Source organism: Kocuria sp. APC 4018 (assembly GCF_030407675.1).
Lineage (GTDB): Bacteria > Actinomycetota > Actinomycetes > Actinomycetales > Micrococcaceae > Kocuria > Kocuria rhizophila.
Window position 1 is genome coordinate 1 of record NZ_JASDCY010000058.1, and the last position, 17380, is coordinate 17380.

Sequence of the window (17380 nt, forward strand, 5' to 3'; positions counted from 1 at the left end):
GATCCACTCCACGGCGTCGGCGGCGTCCAGCCAGAACCGCTCGGGATCATCCACGCTCGCGCGGTAGACGGATTCGTAGGTGGGCTGCGACATGGCGTCCTCCGGACGTGGTGCTGGGGCGGGCATCGGCGTACCTTCATGGTAGTGCCCTGCATCACACCGGGCAAGGATTGTGTATACACGATGCCTGCAAAACCCCACTGATTCCGCGGTTTTACTGAATTGCCCACCCTCGGTGTATACAATGGAGTCACCACCACGTCAGGAGGAGTCATGCGAGCTGGAGAACGCGCGTACCGCGAGCTGCGCGCTGACATCGTGTCCTGGCGCCTGACCCCCGGGCAGGTGCTCGGGGAGGTGGACCTTTCCGAGCGGCTCGGGATCTCCCGCACCCCGGTCCGCGAGGCCCTGTCCCGGCTCACCGCGGACGGGCTGACCGAGCCGCACAACGGCCGCGGCGTCGTCGTCAGCGCGATCTCCTCCGAGGACGTCCGCGCGCTGTACGAGCTGCGGGACACCCTGGACTGCCGGGCCGCGGAGCTGGCCGCCGAGCGCGGCGACCGCGAGACCTTCCGGGAGCTCGCGGAGCAGCTCTCGCACATCGCGGAGACGCTCACCGGGGACCCGGACCACGTGGCGTACTACGAGCTCGTGGACCGCATGGACGCGGAGATCGACGCCGCCGCGCAGAACCCCTACCTGCAGCAGGCACTGGCCAATGTGCGGCTGCACCTCGCGCGGGTCCGCCGGCTGTCCACGTCCAACCCGCGCCGCCTGGCCGTGGCCGCCGCGGAGCACGAGGCCATCGCCCGCGCGATCGCGGAGGGCGACGCCGCCCTCGCCGTGGCCACCACCCGCGTCCACCTCAAGAACGCGCTCGGCAACGCCCTGCGCACCCCCGAGCTCGCCGCCGTCCCGGTGGCCTCCTGAGCGGCCGCCCCGCGGCACCACGACCACGTCGAAAACCACGCACCACGCACTGAAAGGAACACCCGTGACCGTCACACACACCGTGCGCACGTACTCCTCCAAGGAAGAGCTGCCCCGCGAGGAGCAGCTGGCCCACAAGCTCGCCTCCGTGGCCACAGACCCCGTGGCCGTGGAGCCCGAGGTGGTGGACATGGTGATCAACCGGATCATCGACAACGCCTCCGTGGCCATCGCCTCCCTCAACCGCGGCCCGATCGTCTCCGCGCGCTCGCAGGCGCTGTGCCACAAGGTGGTGCCGAACGCCGGGTTCTCCGGCCAGGGCTCCCTGCTCTACGGCGCCCCGGAGGACGACGCCGCCGTGTCCCCCGAGTGGGCCGCGTGGGCCAACGGCGTGGCCGTGCGCGAGCTGGACTACCACGACACCTTCCTCTCCGCGGAGTACTCCCACCCCGGTGACAACATCCCGCCGATCCTCGCCGTGGCGCAGCACGTGGGCAGCACCGGCGAGGACCTGATCCGCGGCATCGCCACGGGCTACGAGGTCCAGGTGGACCTCGTGAAGGGCATCTGCCTGCACGAGCACAAGATCGACCACATCGCGCACATCGGCCCGTCCGCCTCCGCGGGCATCGGCACCCTGCTGGGCCTGGACACCGAGACGATCTTCCAGGCCATCGGCCAGGCGCTGCACACCACCACGCAGACCCGCCAGTCCCGCAAGGGCGAGATCTCCACGTGGAAGGCCCACGCCCCCGCGTTCGCCGGGAAGATGGCCGTGGAGGCCGTGGACCGTGCGATGCGCGGACAGACCTCCCCCACCCCCATCTACGAGGGTGAGGACGGCGTGATCGCGTGGCTGCTCTCCGGCCCGAAGGCCAGCTACGAGGTGCCCCTGCCCGCCCCGGGCGAGGCCAAGCGCGCCATCCTGGACACGTACACCAAGGAGCACTCCGCGGAGTACCAGGCGCAGGCGTGGATCGACCTGGCCCGCAAGCTGCACCGCGAGCACCCCGAGGTCACCGACCCCGCCAATGTGGAGTCGGTGCTCATCAGGACCTCCCACCACACCCACTACGTGATCGGCTCCGGGGCCAACGACCCCCAGAAGTACGACCCCACGGCCTCGCGCGAGACCCTGGACCACTCCATCCCCTACATCTTCACGGTCGCCCTGCAGGACGGCGCGTGGCACCACGTGGACTCCTACGCACCGGAGCGCGCCGGCCGCCCGGACACTGTGGAGCTGTGGCACAAGGTCACCACGGAGGAGGATCCCGAGTGGACCCGCCGCTACCACTCCCTGGACATCTCGGAGAAGGCGTTCGGCGGCTCCGTGGAGATCACCATGAAGGACGGCTCCGTGGTCACGGACCAGATCGCCGTGGCGGACGCCCACCCGCTCGGTGCGCGGCCGTTCGCCCGCGAGCAGTACATCACCAAGTTCCGCACCCTGGCCGAGGGTCTCGTGGCCCCCGAGGAGATCGAGCGCTTCCTGGACACCGTCCAGCGCCTGCCCGAGCTCAAGGCCGGGGAGCTGGGGCAGCTCAACATCGCCGCCGCAGTGGAGCTGGAGAAGTCGCCGAAGGGAATCTTCTGATCATGCTGTACACCACCGTGACCCCCGCCCAGAAGCGTGAGCGCTTCCGCGAGCTGCTCGCCGCACCGGAGATCGCCCAGTTCCCGGGCGCCTTCACCCCGCTGTCCACCAAGCTCATCCAGGAGCAGGGCTTCGAGGGCGTCTACATCTCCGGCGGCGTGCTGGCCAACGAGCTCGGGCTGCCGGACATCGGGCTGACCACGCTCACCGAGGTCGCCACCCGCGCCGGTCAGATCGCCCGCGGCACGGACCTGCCGTGCCTCGTGGACGCCGACACCGGTTTCGGCGAGCCCATGAACGTGGCGCGCACCGTGCAGGAGCTCGAGGACGCCGGGCTGGCCGGGTGCCACATCGAGGACCAGTTCAACCCCAAGCGCTGCGGCCACCTGGACGGCAAGAACGTGGTGGACACCGCCACCGCCGTCAAGCGCATCCGCGCCGCCGTGGAGGCCCGCCGGGACCCGAACTTCGTGGTCATGGCCCGCACGGACATCCGCGGCGTGGACGGTTTCGACGCCGCCGTGGAGCGTGCCCAGGCGCTCGCCGAGGCCGGGGCGGACGTGATCTTCCCCGAGGCCATGGCGGACCTCTCGGAGTTCGAGCGCATGGCCGAGGCGCTTGACGTCCCGATCCTCGCGAACATGACCGAGTTCGGGAAGTCCGAGCTGTTCACCAGGCAGCAGCTGCAGGACGCGGGGGTGTCGATGATCATCTACCCCGTGTCCCTGGAGCGCCAGGCCATGGGTGCCATCGAACGTCTGCTCACCACCATCCGAGAGGACGGCACCCAGCAGGCGCAGGTGGAGAACATGCTCACGCGCAAGCGGCTCTACGAGCTGGTGGACTACACCGGGTACAACCAGTTCGACTCCGGGGTCTTCAACTTCGAGGTGCCGGGCACCCCGAACTCCTGACTCCCCGTTCCCACCCCGCCTACTCTGGTGGGGTGGGAACCATCACACGTTCTTAGTCCACAGCTGTCGAAGGAGATCAACCGTGGCCGATACCGAAATCCGCAAGGGACTCGCCGGTGTGGTGGCGGACGCCACCGCCGTGTCCAAGGTCAACGCCGAGACCAACTCCCTGCTCTACCGGGGCTACCCCGTGCAGGAGCTCGCCGAGAAGTGCTCCGCGGAGGAGGTGGCCCTGCTGCTGTGGAACGGCGAGCTGCCGTCCGCGGAGGAGCTCGAGGCCTTCCGCATCCTCGAGCGCGAGAACCGCGCCCTGACCCCCGAGCTCAAGCGCGTGATCGACGAGCTGCCCACCACGTGCCACCCCATGGACGTGTGCCGCACCGCCGCGTCCGTGATCGGCGCCCAGCACCCCCTGGCGGAGGACAACTCCCCCGAGGCCGAGCTGCGCAAGGCCCAGGAGCTCTTCGCGGTCATGCCCGCCGTGGTCTGCTACGACCAGCGCCGCCGTCACGGCCAGGAGGTCGTGGAGCCCCGCGAGGACCTGGACTACGCGCAGAACTTCCTGTGGATGGCCTTCGGCGAGGAAGCTGCCCCCGAGGTGGTGGACGCGTTCCGCGTGTCGATCATCCTGTACGCGGAGCATTCCTTCAACGCGTCCACCTTCACGGCGCGCGTGATCACCTCCACGCTGTCGGACCTGCACTCCGCGGTCACCGGTGCGATCGGCGCCCTCAAGGGACCGCTGCACGGCGGCGCCAACGAGGCCGTGATGCACACCTTCGAGGAGCTCGGGATCCGCAAGGAGGAGACCGCCGAGGAGGCCGAGAAGCGCGCCAAGGAGTGGATGGACCAGGCGCTGGCCGAGAAGAAGAAGGTCATGGGCTTCGGGCACCGCGTGTACAAGCACGGCGACTCCCGCGTGCCCACCATGCAGGACGCGCTGTTCCGCATGCTGGCGCACTACGACCGCCAGGAGATCCTGGGGCTCTACAACGGCCTGGCCAAGTCCATGGACGAGGCCAAGTCCATCAAGCCCAACCTGGACTACCCCGCCGGCCCCACGTACTGGCTCATGGGCTTCGACATCCCCACGTTCACACCCATCTTCGTGTGCGCGCGGATCGCGGGCTGGACGGCCCACATCATGGAGCAGCGCGCGAACAACTCCCTGATCCGCCCGCTCTCGGACTACAACGGCCCGGACGAGCGCCACCTGAGCTGACTCCGTCACCGGACCGGAACGCCCGCGGGCCCCCCGGTCCGGTGCACTGCGGCTCGTGAGCAGCACCACGCAGACGACCCGTGGCCCCTCCGGGGGACCACGGGTCGTCTCGTCCACAGTGCCGTCCTCCCCGGACGCGGGCCCCGCACTCTCGTTCACCGCACATCACTCGTTCACCACCCGTGGCTCATCCACCGCTCGTCGCGTGTCCACCGCACGTGGCTCGTGCCCGGTGCGGTCCCGGGCCGCAGTGCGCGGCCGGCTCGGTGGCCACTGCGGGAGGGGTCAGTAGCTGGGAGCGTCGGGCAGGCCCAGGTAGGACTCCAGGTCGGGTTTCCCGCTGTTCTTCACGCTCGTGGCGGTGTCCTCGCCCACGTAGCGCAGGTGCCACGGCTCGTAGGCGTAGCCGGTGGTGCCCGTGCGCCCGTCCGGGTACCGCACCACGAACCCGTACTCGTGTGCGTGATCGGCCACCCAGCGGCCCTGAGGGGTGTCCTCGAAGCACGCGAGCAGGGCGCACGAACCGTCCGGCGCGCCCACGTCGATGGCCAGACCGGTCTGGTGCTCCGAGTGCCCGGGGCGCGCGGAGATCGAGTCGGCGGTCTCCCGTCCGTACGTCGAGGTGTACTGCTCGTACAGTCCCACCTGCGTGGCGTAGTCCCGGTACCCGCTCACGGCTGTGAGCTCCACCCCCTGCTCCGCCGCAGCGCGTGACATCCGCTCGTACGCGGCCGCGGCGTCGTCGCGCAGCTGCACGCCCCCGCCCACGTCCCGCAGCGGAGCGGGCGCGTAGTCCTGCGGGGACAGCGCCCGCTGCTTGTTGACGACGACGCCCGCGCTGGCTGCCTCGTCCACGTCCCGGTGCACGGTGGTGCCGTCCGCCTCGGTCCACGTGATGCTCCCGCGCTGGTAGCGCACCTCGCACGTCCCGTCGGAACAGGTTTCCCGGCTCACCGGGTAGCCGAGCGGCCCGTGCTCGGATCCCTCGGCCCGCCACCGGGCGTAGATCGCTCCGCGCTGCGCCCGCGCGCCCGTGTCGGGCGACCAGTAGATGGCGCCCTTGTCGTACTCGCGGTAGCACCCCTTGTCCCGTAGCTCGCACGACTCCTCGGACGTGGGCTCGCCGAGCCAGTCCTGGGCCTGCGGCAGGCCGTCGTACTCGGCCTCGATGCCCGTCACGGCGGACGCGGGAGTCGTTCCGGCCGTGAGCAGGGTCGCGGCGAGCGGAACGGCCAGAAGGGCGGAGGGCAGGCGCGTGAACGGTTTCATCCCTCCCAGGGTAGACCGGGTCCGTGACGGGAGGGTGAACGGCCGGAGGTGCAGAAGCAATCGCCGTCCCGCCCACTGGGCGGGTCCGGCTCAGCGGGCCCGCGGGTGGGAGGTGGCGTACACCTCGCGCAGGGACTCCACGGACACCCTCGTGTAGATCTGCGTGGTGGCCAGGGACGCGTGCCCCAGCAGTTCCTGCACCACGCGCAGGTCCGCGCCGCCCTCGAGCAGGTGGGTGGCAAAGGAGTGCCGCAGCGTGTGGGGCGTGATCCTGTCCTCCTGGTGGATGGTGCGCGCGGCGTCCTTGACCATGGTCCAGGCGGTCTGCCGTGAGATCCGTGAGCCCCGGGCGTTGAGGAACACGGCGGGAGTTCCCCTGCCGTGGCGCGCCAGCTCGGGGCGTGCGCGCACCAGGTAGCGCTCCAGCGCGGTCACGGCGTACGAGCCCACGGGTACCAGCCGGTGCTTGTCCCCCTTGCCCACGAGCCGGATCAGCGCGAGCTCCTCGTCGTCCAGGCCCGCGAGGTCGTCCACGTCCAGGGCCACAGCCTCCGAGATGCGCGCACCGGTGGCGTAGAGCAGCTCGAGGAACGCGCGGGCGCGCAGTCCCGCGGGCGTCTCGGGATCGGGGGCCGCCAGCAGGTTCTCCACCTCGGTGACCCCGATCGCCTTCGGCAGCCGCTGCGGCGGCGGCGGCGGGCTGACCCGCGAGGCCGCGTCCGCGTCCACGGTCGACTCGGTGGCCCAGAACGCGTGGGCCCCGCGCACCGCGGCGAGCACCCGGGCGCTGCTGCGCGCCGAGAGGGGCGGGTGCTCGTCGTCCCCCTCCCGCAGCACACGGATGAACGCCCGCACGTGGTCGGTGGTGATGTCCCGCGGCACGCGCACGTCCGGCGCGGTCCGCGTGAGGTGGCCCAGGTAGCGTCTCAGGTCACGCCGGTAGGCGGTCACCGTGTTCTGTGCCAGTCCGCGCTCCACCACCAGGTGGTCCAGGTAGCGCCCCACGGCCCGCACCAGTTCCACCGCGGGCTCCTGCTCCGAGGCCGACGCCGCTGGCTCCCGTCTGGCGGGCTCCTGCACCACCACGGGAAGCGGCTCCGTGTCGGGACCGGTCTCCGGCTGCGCGGCCTCCCCGTTCCGGGTGACCCGCGGGGAGGCATCCGGCGTCCCGCTCCGCCGCGGCAACGTGTCCGGGAACCCCGCCTCCGCCGTGTTGAGACCCCGGCGTGGGTTCTCCGCACTCAGCCCCTGGTGGTCGTTCACCCGGCGTGCTGAGGGCGGGCCGACCACGGCGCGTCCGGAGCCCGCAGAGTGCTCCAGTCGCGGGCGCGGGCGATGTGCGCGGCCAGGACGCCCAGTGCAGCGGCCGGGGACGTGAGGCGGCCGTCCAGCACGGCGGCCACGGCGTCGTCGAGATCCGCGAAGCCGGCGACGATCTCCGCCTCCTCGCCCTCCCGCGTGAACCGCTGGGCCGCCGGGACCTCTCTGAGCCCCCGCGCCAGGAAGATCCGGTTGGCCTCGGCAGAGGAACCCGGGGAGTTGTCGAAGTCCACGAGCGTGTCCCACTGCTCGGCGCGCAGGTCCGCCTCCTCCCCCAGTTCACGCTGGGCCGCGTCCAGGGCGGGCTCGCCCGAGACGTCCAGGAGGCCGGCGGGGATCTCCCACATGCGCAGCCGCACCGGGTGACGGTACTGGTTGATCAGCAGCACCCGGTCGCGCTCGTCGAGGGCCACGATCGAGACCGCCCCGGGGTGGGTGATGAACTCCCGGGTGAGCCCGTTCTCCTGGCCCGCCATGCGGAACGTCTCCCGGCACACGTCCCAGATCGCGCCGTCGAACACGGTCTCCGAGGACTCCGCCGCGTGGGGGTCGGGGGTGTCGTGCAACTGCTCAGAGGTGATGTCGGTGAAGTCCATGGTGTCTCCGTTCGGTGGTCGGTGGCCCGTCACTGGCGGCGGGATGTGCGGGACCGTGGTGGTCGCCGAGCAGTCACGGCGCCGGGTGCATGCGCCCGGATCGCGTCCTCCAGGGTCGGGCACGGGGTGACGAACGGGCCCCGACAACCGGTGGTGCGTCGTCGGGGCCCGTGTCAGAAGAGCTGCGGGTCAGGCGTGCGCCTGCACGCCGCGCCGCTCCAGGGCGGCCCGGACCAGACCGTCGAAGAGCGGGTGGGGGCGCGTGGGACGCGACGCGAGCTCGGGGTGCGCCTGGGTGGCCACGTAGTACGGGTGCTCCTCGCGGGGCAGCTCCACGAACTCCACGAGGGTGCCCTCCGGCGAGGTGCCCGAGATCCGCAGCCCGGCCTCGGCCAGGGCGTCGCGGTACGCGTTGTTGACCTCGTAGCGGTGGCGGTGGCGCTCGGAGACCTCGGTGGTGCCATAGGTCTCGGCCACCACGGAGCCCTCGGCGAGTGCGGCGGGGTACAGGCCCAGACGCATGGTGCCGCCCAGATCACCCGCGCCCTCGACGAACTGCTTCTGCTCCTCCATGGTCGCGATCACGGGGGTGTCGGTATCGGGGTCGAACTCGGTGGAGGACGCGTTGGGCAGCCCCACCTCGTTGCGCGCGTACTCGATGACCATGCACTGCAGGCCCAGGCACAGCCCCAGGGTGGGAACCTTGTGCGTGCGAGCCCACGTCAGCGCGCCCAGCTTGCCCTCCAGGCCACGGATGCCGAAGCCTCCGGGCACGCAGATGGCGTCCACGTCGCCGAGTTCGCGCTGCGCCCCCTCGGGGGTGTCGCACAGGTCCGAGGCCACCCACTTGAGGTTGACCTTGGCGTTGTTGGCGAACCCGCCGGCGCGCAGGGCCTCGGAGACCGAGAGGTACGCGTCCGGGAGGTCGATGTACTTGCCCACGAGGGCGACCGTGACCTGGTGCTCGGGCTCGTGCACCGCCGTGAGCAGGCGAGACCACTGGCGCAGGTCCGCGTCCTGGTAGTCCAGACCCAGGTAGTCGAGGATGTACGTGTCCAGGCCCTGGGTGTGCAGGGTGTTGGGGATGTCGTAGATGCTCGGTGCGTCTGCGCAGGAGATCACGGCGTCCAGGTCCACGTCGCACGCGCTGCCGATCTTGCGCAGCATGGCGTCCGGGACGTCCCGGTCGCAGCGCAGGACGAGGGCGTCCGGCTGGATGCCGAGACCGCGAAGCGTGGCCACGGAGTGCTGGGTGGGCTTGGTCTTGAGCTCACCGGAGGGGCCGATGAACGGGATCAGGGACACGTGCAGGTAGAACACGTTGCGCCGACCCACGTCCTGGCGCACCTGGCGGGCGGCCTCGATGAACGGCTGGGACTCGATGTCGCCCACCGTGCCGCCGATCTCGGTGATGATGATGTCCGGGGCGTTCTCGTCCTCGGCGCGGCGGCGCATGCGGCGCTTGAGCTCGTCCGTGATGTGGGGAATCACCTGCACCGTGTCCCCGAGGTACTCGCCGCGGCGCTCCTTGGCGATCACCGTGGAGTACACCTGCCCGGTGGTCACGTTGGCGGAGGCGTCCAGGTTCTCGTCCAGGAAGCGTTCGTAGTGCCCGATGTCCAGGTCCGTCTCCGCGCCGTCGTCGGTCACAAAGACCTCGCCGTGTTGGAACGGGTTCATGGTGCCCGGATCCACGTTCAGATAGGGATCCAGCTTCTGCATGGTCACGGACAGCCCGCGTGCTCGCAGGAGCATGCCGAGCGAGGATGCGGTGAGCCCCTTGCCGAGGGACGAGGCCACACCACCCGTGACGAAGATCTGCCGGGTCACCTTGCCGTTGTTCTTTTCTGTGCCTGCCTCGCGGGCGGCGTCCTGAGCATCAACCACGGGATTCGAGCCTACCATTCGTGTCGTGTGCGGGGTACGGGGGTCTGCGGTCATGCGGTGGCGTCCCGCAGGAGTTCACGGGCGTGCTCGCGGGCGGCGTCCGAGTCCTCGTGCCCGGCGAGCATCCGCGCCAGCTCGACCACCCGTTCCTCCTCGGTGAGGACCTTCACGTCCGAGACGCTCGAGTCCGAGGACTTGGTCACGAGGATGTGCTGGTCCGCGAAGGCCGCCACCTGGGGCAGGTGGGTGACCACCAGGACCTGCACGTTGCGGGCGAGCATCTTGAGCCGGCGTCCGATCTCCACGGCCGCCTTGCCGCCCACCCCGGAGTCCACCTCGTCGAAGACGAACGTGGGCACGGGATCCACCTCGGAGAGCACGACCTCCAGCGCCAGCATGATGCGGGAGAGCTCACCGCCCGAGGCGCCCTTGCCGAGCGGACGAGGGGTGGCCTGGGCGTGCGGGGCGAGCATGAACTCGACGGTGTCCCGGCCGTCGTCCGTGAAGCGCTCCGAGGGTTCCACCGTCACCACGAGAGATGCGTTGGGCATGGCCAGTGCCGTGAGCTCCGCGCTCACGGCGGCCGCCAGCTTCTCCGCGGCCGCTCGCCGCAGCGTCAGCAGGGTGGCGGCGTGCTTCTCGAGGGACGCGTGCAGCCTCTCCCCCTCGGCCCGCAGCTGCTCCTCGCGATGGGGGTCCACCACGAGCTCGTCCAGCTGGGTGCGCGCCTCGTCCGCCCAGCTCAGCACCTCGTCGATCGTGGCGCCGTACTTCTTGGTCAGAGCGCGCAGCGCGCTGCGGCGGGCCTCGACCTCCGCGAGGCGCGCCGGGCCGTCCTCGTCCAGACCGCTCGCGTAGCCGGAGAGGTCCGCGGCCACGTCGGCGGCCACCACGGTCAGCTCGCGCACACGAGCTGCGAGCGCCGCGAGGTCCGGGTCCGCGTCGGACTCCAGCTCGAGGGCCTGCTGGGCGTGGGACAGCAGGGCCACGGCGTTGGCCTCCGGGGCGTCGTCGGCCTCGGAACCGCTGAGGGCCGCGTGCGCGGTGGTGGCCGCGGTGCGCAGGGACTCCAGGTTGGTGAGCTTCTCGCTCTCGGCGTCCAGCTGCGTGTCCTCGCCCGGGACGGGCTCTACGGCGTCGATCTCCGCGAGGGCTGTGGTGAGGCTCTGGGCCTGCAACGCGCGTTCGCGGGAGTTCTCCTTGGCGGCCCGCAGGGTGGCGACGACGCTACGGTAGCGGGCGAGCTCCTCCCGGTACACGGCGAGCTCGGCCGCGACCGGCTGCCCCGCATAGTCGTCCAGGGCCGTGCGCTGCGCCCCGGCGGACTTCAGCCGCAGCTGGTCCGACTGGCCGTGCACGGCCACGAGGGACTCCCCCACCGCAGCGAGCGTTCCCACGGGTGCCGACCGTCCTCCGACGTGGGCGCGGCTGCGGCCCTCCGCGGAGACGGTGCGTGAGATCAGGATGAGCGCTTCGTCGCCGCCCCCGACCTCCTCGCGGTCCACGGTGCCGCCCGACTCCTCCACGAGCCCGACCGCCGCGTGGTCCACCGGCACGCGCACGGTGGCCTCCGCGAGCGCCTTTGAGCTGCCCGAGCGCACCGCGCCGGCGTCCGCGCGGTTGCCCAGGAGCATGCCGAGGGCCGTGACCACCATGGTCTTTCCGGCCCCGGTCTCGCCCGAGAGGATCGAGAGACCTGGGCCCAGGGGCAGGACGGCGTCGGTGATGACGCCGAGGTCGTGGATGTGGATTTCCTCGATCATGATCCGCTGGTTCCGTTCGGGTCATCGGCGTCCGGGGTGCAGGTCCCGCCACGTCCCAGTGGTCCGTGGTGCGGGATCTCCCGCCCCACGCTGAGCTTGGGCTGGGAGAGGTCCTGCGCCACCACCGTGGTGGGCTGGACCATGGGCAGCGCGGTGGTCATGGACTCCACCTGCTCACCGGGCCGGGGGCCGCGCCACCCGGCGATCGGCAGTTCGAACTTCTTGACGAGCCGTTCCGAGAAGGGCGTGGCGTGCATGCGCGCGAGGTTCACGGACTTCTCGGAGCGCCGCACCTCGATCCTGGACCCGGGCGGCAGGTCCACGGTGCGCCGACCGTCGCACCACAGCACGCCGCGGGCGTCCGTTCGGGTGAGGACCTCCACGGCCAGCATGGAGCGCGGGGAGATCACCAGTGGACGGGAGAACAGCGCGTGGGCGGACAGCGGCACCATGAGCAGTGCCTCGACCTCCGGCCACACCACGGGCCCGCCCGCGGAGAACGCGTAGGCGGTGGACCCGGTGGGGGTGGCCATGACCACGCCGTCGCAGCCGAAGGTGGACAGCGGGCGGCGGTCCACCTCGGTGACCACCTCGATCATCTTCTCGCGGTCGCCCTTCTCCACGGAGGCCTCGTTCAGCGCCCACGTGTGCAGGACTTTGCGCCGGTGCTCCCACACGGTGACGTCCAGCGCCATGCGGCGTTCCACCGTGTACCGCCCGTCCACGATGGCCTCGACGGTCTCGTTCAGACCCGAGCGCTCGGACTCGGCGAGGAATCCCACGTGCCCCAGGTTCACGCCCAGCAGCGGTGTGTCCACTCCCCGGACGAGCTCCGCCGCGCGCAGGATCGAGCCGTCGCCACCGAGGACCATGACGATCTCGATGTCCTTGAGGGCGACGTCCTCCTCGAGGATCTCCACCGGGGACATGTCCAGCCCGTCCGCGCACAGCTCCTCGAGGTCCGGACGTGAGAGAACGGGGACCAGCCCCGCGGAGTGCAGCTGCGCGCACGACTGGCGCGCGGCGTCCTTCGCCTCGGGACGGCCCGTGTGGGTCATCACCAGGATCTTCCGGCTCACGTGCTGCAGATCATCCTCCTGCGTTCGGCTCCCACCGTGCGTTGACGCGTTCCACACTACGCGAGCACTCCGACGCCGCCGGCGGTCCGCGGGCGGCGGCACCGCACGAAGAACTCCACGTTGCCGTCCTGCCCGGGCAGCGGGCTCGGGGCGGTGGCCAGGACGTCCAGCCCGACGTCGCCCGCTCGGTCGGTGACGCGCCGCACCGCGTCCGCGCGGGCCTGCTCGGACGTGACCACCCCCGTGCGGGACAGGTTGTGGACTCCCACCTCGAACTGCGGTTTGACCATGAGCAACAGGTCCCCTCCGGGCTCCGTGGCGCCGGCCAGGGCCTCGACCACGAGGGTCAGGGAGATGAACGAGAGGTCGCACACCGTGAGCTGCGCGGGCCCACCGATCTGCTCCGGCTCCAGGTAGCGCACGTTGAGTCCTTCGTGGACGACCACGCGGGGATCTGCGCGCAGCTCGGGGACCAGCTGGTCGTGTCCCACGTCCACGGCAACCACTTCGCGGGCGCCCCGGCGCAGCAGGACGTCCGTGAAGCCGCCCGTGGAGGCTCCGGCGTCCAGGCACCGCCTGCCCGCGGGGTCCACGTCCGGGAAGCACTCCAGCGCACCCGCCAGCTTGTGGCCGGCGCGGCTCACGTACTCGTCCTCGGCCGACGGCGCGACCTCCACCACGTCCTGCTCCCCCACCGGCGTGGCCGGTTTGGTGACAGGGACGCCGTTGACGGCCACGCGGCCGTCCTTGATCCACGCCGCGGCCGCGGTGCGCGAGCGGGCGAGCCCACGCTCCGTGAGCACCCGGTCGAGTCGCGGGGTCACCGTGACTCGCGTCCGGCGGGGTGGTTCTGGCCGGGTGCCCGGCCGGGAACCCCGGCCACCGAGGACGGTGACGCCGGGGACTGGGACCTCGGTGACTGCAACGCCGGGGACTGGGACTCCGAGGCCGGTGACCCTGGGGACTGTGACCCTGGGCGCGGGGGCCCCGGAGGAACCAGCCCTGCGGGCAGAGATGCCGGATCCTGCGCCAGAATCCGCTCCAGCTCCGTGTGCAGTTCGGCGAACACCGCCGCCCGCTGGGCCACGGGCATCCGGGAGATCTGGGGCTCACGTGCCAGCACGGCGTCGACCGGTCCGAACCCCGTCCGGGGAACGACGCTGCCCGGGACGTCGTCCCGACCGGACCCGGACCCCGCGGGTGACTCCCGCCCCACGGACGACTCCTGCGGCGCAGACGACTCCTGAGGCCCGGACGAATCGTGGGCGGTGGAAGTGTCGTTGGCGATTGAGGTGTCGTGCGGCGTCACCGACCCCGTGGTCGGGCCGTTGTGAACGCGTGAGTTGAGACTGGGCGTCGATTCGGGCCCGGAGATGGGTCCCCCCGGCGGGGGCGCGTCCTGTGAATCGGACGAGCCGCGTGAGGCCGCCGCAGCCTCGGGTGCCGGTTCGTGGTTCACGAGGGGTCCTTCCACTGCAGCTGCGGCTTTGTGGGCTGCTCGGCATCCGGGTGCACGTTCCACCACGCGGCGCAGGCCGCGCGCCAGCCGTCCAGGTGGTCCTTCTCTGCCGTCACGGACACGAGGTCACCCTCCACCTCCGCGACCGCGTGCCCACACGTGGCCCGCACCCCGGGGCCGCGGTGCTCCACGGTGATCCGCGGGTACGGCTCGAAGAGCTCGCGGAGCGAACCCAGGAGGAACGTGGGTCGCTGCGCCGAGCACGCGGCCAGTACGGTGGCCGCAGAGTCCACTCCGGTCAGCACCTCGATGCTCTGCATGCCAGCGTTGTGCGCCCCCTGGATGTCGGTGTCCAGCCGATCCCCGACCACCGCCGGGCGGGTGGAGCCCACGCGGTCGGCGGCCTCCTGAAAGATCGGGGCCTCGGGCTTTCCCGCCACGAGCGGATCCCTGCCCGATGCCGCGGCCACGGCCGCCACCAGGGTCCCGTTGCCCGGCGCAATGCCGCGCTCCTTGGGAATCGTGCGGTCGGTGTTGGTGGCGCACCACAGCACGGACTCGTCCGCGAGCGTGAACGCGGCCTCGGCGAGCTGCTCCCAGCCCAGATGCGGATCGAAGCCCTGCACCACGGCCACGGGGTCGTCGGCCTGGGAGTCCACCGGCACCAGCCCGACGTCGCGGATCTCGTCGGCCAGCGCGCTCGAGCCCGTGACCAGCACCCGGGCGGAGGGCCGCAGCCGCTCCGCGAGCAGAGTGGCCGCGGCCTGCGCCGAGCTGACCACGTGCTCCACCCTGGTGGGAGCCCCGAGAGCGGAGATGTGCTCCGCCACGGCGCTCGGTGGCCGGGAGGCATTGTTCGTGACGTACACGACGGCACGGCCGGAGCGCCGCACCGCGTCGAGAGCCTCCGGCGCGCCGTCGATCGCGTGCGGCCCCGCGTAGACCACACCGTCCAGGTCGCACAGCAGGGCGTCGAACCGCTCGATCAGCGGCGCGCCCTCGTCCACCGCGGGTCGAATCCGCTCAGTCTGCACGGTGCTCCGGGGTGTCCTCGCCCACGTGCTCAGCAGGATCCGCCTCCTGGGCGGTGTCCCCGTGTACTGCGGATTCGGTGCGATGGGCAGGCGCGTTCGTCTCTGCAGACGCACCCTGCGCGGCCGGTGCAGCGGAGCCGGAGGGCGCAGCCGTCTCAGGGGCACCGACGCCAGGAGCCGTCCCGGCCGTACCGGAGGGCCCGGCGGACACGGCGGACTCGACCGCTTCGGCAGACTCGGCAGTTTCGGCGGTTCCGGCAGACTCGGCGGTCCTAACAGGCGCAGCGGTCTCGGCAGAGGCGGAAAAGTCAGACGCTCCCGCCGGCTCCGTCGGCTCCGGAGCCTCCGCTGGGCGGTTCGAGGACGTCCCGTCACCGGAACCGCGCTCCTCAGAGTCACGGTCCCCAGAACGGTCGGCTGTTTCCGGCTCCGGTGCGCTGTGACGCCGTTGGGCCTCGCGCACGGTCCGCCGCGCCTCTTCCTCGTCGAGGTCGTCACCGAGGTCGACGATCTCGGGCTCGGAGAACTGGCCCATGCCCAGGGCAGCCTCCGCGACGATGGCCTGGCGCTCCCAGCCCATCGACTCCTTGTCCCGGCCCACGGCCCGCAGTGCCTCCGCATAGGCGCGGAAGAGCTTGGGGCTGTAGACGAAGCCCCGGTTCTTGTCGAGCTGCGGGATCTCGAGGGAGGCCAGGGCGGCGTCGTGGTCGCCCGCGTCGGCGTGGATGCCCGAGACGACCATGGCGAGCTCCGCCTTGCCCTCGGCATCCAGCTGCGCCGCGGCGTCGGAGGTCGCCTCCTCCATGGCCTTGTCCGAGCGGCCCAGGGCCCGCTGGCAGTCGACCATGAGGGGGAGGTGCTCCTGGGAGCCCGAGATGCGACGGTGGGTGCGCAGCTCCTTCAGTGCGAGCGCGTAGTCTCCCGCCGCGTAGGCCGCGACACCCGCGGCCTCGCGCACGACGCCGATGCGTCCCGCCTTGCGGACGGCCGCGTTCGCATGCTCCAGCGCGAACTCGGGATCGTCGTCGAGGTAGCGCGCGGTCATCACGAGGTGCTGGGACACGCGTTCCGCGTTGCTGGGTTCAAGGGCCTTGAGCTCGTGGTGCATCGTGCGGTCGAGCTCCCGACCGGTGACGTCCGCATCGATCTCCGGGGCCACGAACCGCGGGCGCGTGTCGTCGAAACCGCGCCGGTCCGTGCGGTCGTACGAGCCGAACTCGCCACGGCGATCACCCCCACGGGCGTGGCGGTCCTGTCCGCCCCGGTCGTGCCGCGCCTCGAAACGGTCCCCGCGGCCGCCGCTGCCTCCGCGGTCGTCCCGGTGCCCCCGTCCCGAGCCCCCGGTGGAACCACGGTGGTCGCGGGACTGATATCCGCCACGGGCGTCCGCGCGGCCGCGACCGTCGCCGCGCGCATCCGACCGGGAGAAGCCACCACTGCGGGGGGCGTCCCGGTGCCGGGCATCCCTGTCACCCCGGCGGTCCGCCGAGTCTCCCCGGTAACCGTCCCTGCCGCGTCCCGGCCCACCGGCACTGCCTCGGCGTTCCTCGCCGCCGCGCTCGTCGAAGCGGCGCCGGTCGGTGCCGGACCCGTAGGACCGGCCGTCCCGACGATCGCGGTCCTGGCGCTCACGCCCAACGGAGCCCCGATCGTTCCCTCCGCGGTAGCCTTCCGATCCCCCGCTCTCACGACGCCGCCCGTCCCGGTCGCCGCCGAAGCCACGGTTCCCGCGGTCCTCACGGCTCTGGTAGTCGTCCCGGGACCGCGAACCGCGATCATCGCGGCGACCCTCGAACCGGCGATCTCCACGGTCGTCACGGCCCCGGTAGCCACCGCGTGCACCGTCACGCTCACCGCGGCGGTAGTCGTTGCGGTCGTCACGGCGGCGGTCGTCACGGCCGCCCGGGGCCCGGTCATCGCGCCGCGCCGGTCGTCCCCCTGCATAGCGGTCATCGCGGCCGGCACCGCGCCCAGGGCCTTGACCCTCGCCGCGCCCCCGGTAGTCGTCCCGGTCGGAGCCGGCCCGGTAGCCGTCGCGCCCGCCCCGGTCCCCACCGTCGCGGGATGCGGGACCCCCACGCCATCCACCGCGTGGTCCGCCGCGGTCCTCGCGGCCGCGCCAGCCACCGCGCTCACCCTCGTCCCGCCGACGATCCGAGTGATCGCGGGAACCGTGCTGATCAGATGCGCTCAAGGGGTGTCTCCTACTGCGGCCTCAGGCCTTGGTGTTCAGGTCATCGACGGGCGATGTCCACTGGTCTGCTGAGCATTCTACAAACGGTCACCGACCGCCTCACAATGCCCCCGCCC

The 17380-nt window shown here is 71.5% G+C and carries 13 protein-coding genes; 4 read left to right on the top strand and 9 right to left on the bottom strand.

The window, feature by feature from the left end; translation table 11 throughout:
- The first annotated feature begins 273 nt into the window (after positions 1–273).
- The 4 genes from QL985_RS09830 to QL985_RS09845 all read left to right on the top strand — a co-directional run bounded on the left by QL985_RS09830 (position 274) and on the right by QL985_RS09845 (position 4663).
- Positions 274–930: a GntR family transcriptional regulator gene (locus QL985_RS09830; protein WP_019310958.1), complete on the top strand. Its 657-nt coding sequence runs from the start codon at positions 274–276 to the stop codon at positions 928–930.
- Between the two features lie 64 nt (positions 931–994).
- Positions 995–2527 (top strand): MmgE/PrpD family protein, encoded by a 1533-nt coding sequence (locus QL985_RS09835; protein WP_019310957.1) that lies wholly within the window; start codon positions 995–997, stop codon positions 2525–2527.
- A 2-nt stretch (positions 2528–2529) separates the two neighbouring features.
- Positions 2530–3441 (top strand): methylisocitrate lyase, encoded by a 912-nt coding sequence (gene prpB / locus QL985_RS09840; protein ID WP_019310956.1) that lies wholly within the window; start codon positions 2530–2532, stop codon positions 3439–3441.
- Positions 3442–3523: 82 nt separating this feature from the next.
- On the top strand, positions 3524–4663 hold the full coding sequence (locus QL985_RS09845) for a bifunctional 2-methylcitrate synthase/citrate synthase (protein WP_144802819.1): 1140 nt from the start codon (positions 3524–3526) through the stop codon (positions 4661–4663).
- 285 nt (positions 4664–4948) lie between these two features.
- Here QL985_RS09845 and QL985_RS09850 read toward each other — a convergent pair whose 3' ends face one another.
- From QL985_RS09850 to QL985_RS09890, 9 genes are all read right to left on the bottom strand, one after another.
- Positions 4949–5932: a D-alanyl-D-alanine carboxypeptidase family protein gene (locus QL985_RS09850; protein ID WP_050899520.1), complete on the bottom strand. Its 984-nt coding sequence runs from the start codon at positions 5930–5932 to the stop codon at positions 4949–4951.
- 90 nt (positions 5933–6022) lie between these two features.
- Complete coding sequence (locus QL985_RS09855; RefSeq protein ID WP_223110115.1) at positions 6023–7195, bottom strand: site-specific tyrosine recombinase XerD; 1173 nt, start codon at positions 7193–7195, stop codon at positions 6023–6025.
- Positions 7192–7848, bottom strand: coding sequence for an NUDIX hydrolase (locus QL985_RS09860; RefSeq protein WP_019310953.1), 657 nt, complete (start codon positions 7846–7848; stop codon positions 7192–7194). The genes QL985_RS09855 and QL985_RS09860 overlap by 4 nt, the downstream gene beginning before the upstream one ends.
- A gap of 189 nt (positions 7849–8037) precedes the next feature.
- On the bottom strand, positions 8038–9753 hold the full coding sequence (locus QL985_RS09865; protein WP_029603541.1) for a CTP synthase: 1716 nt from the start codon (positions 9751–9753) through the stop codon (positions 8038–8040).
- 32 nt (positions 9754–9785) lie between these two features.
- Positions 9786–11498: a DNA repair protein RecN gene (recN, locus tag QL985_RS09870; protein ID WP_019310951.1), complete on the bottom strand. Its 1713-nt coding sequence runs from the start codon at positions 11496–11498 to the stop codon at positions 9786–9788.
- Positions 11495–12577, bottom strand: coding sequence for an NAD kinase (locus QL985_RS09875; RefSeq protein WP_019310950.1), 1083 nt, complete (start codon positions 12575–12577; stop codon positions 11495–11497). The genes recN and QL985_RS09875 overlap by 4 nt, the downstream gene beginning before the upstream one ends.
- Positions 12578–12633: 56 nt before the next feature.
- Positions 12634–13401, bottom strand: coding sequence for a TlyA family RNA methyltransferase (locus tag QL985_RS09880; RefSeq protein ID WP_019310949.1), 768 nt, complete (start codon positions 13399–13401; stop codon positions 12634–12636).
- A gap of 631 nt (positions 13402–14032) precedes the next feature.
- Positions 14033–15070, bottom strand: a complete 1038-nt coding sequence (locus QL985_RS09885; RefSeq protein WP_224764882.1) for an HAD-IIA family hydrolase — start codon at positions 15068–15070, stop codon at positions 14033–14035.
- Positions 15060–16229, bottom strand: a complete 1170-nt coding sequence (locus QL985_RS09890; RefSeq protein WP_019310947.1) for a hypothetical protein — start codon at positions 16227–16229, stop codon at positions 15060–15062. The genes QL985_RS09885 and QL985_RS09890 overlap by 11 nt, the downstream gene beginning before the upstream one ends.
- Positions 16230–17380: the final 1151 nt, after the last annotated feature.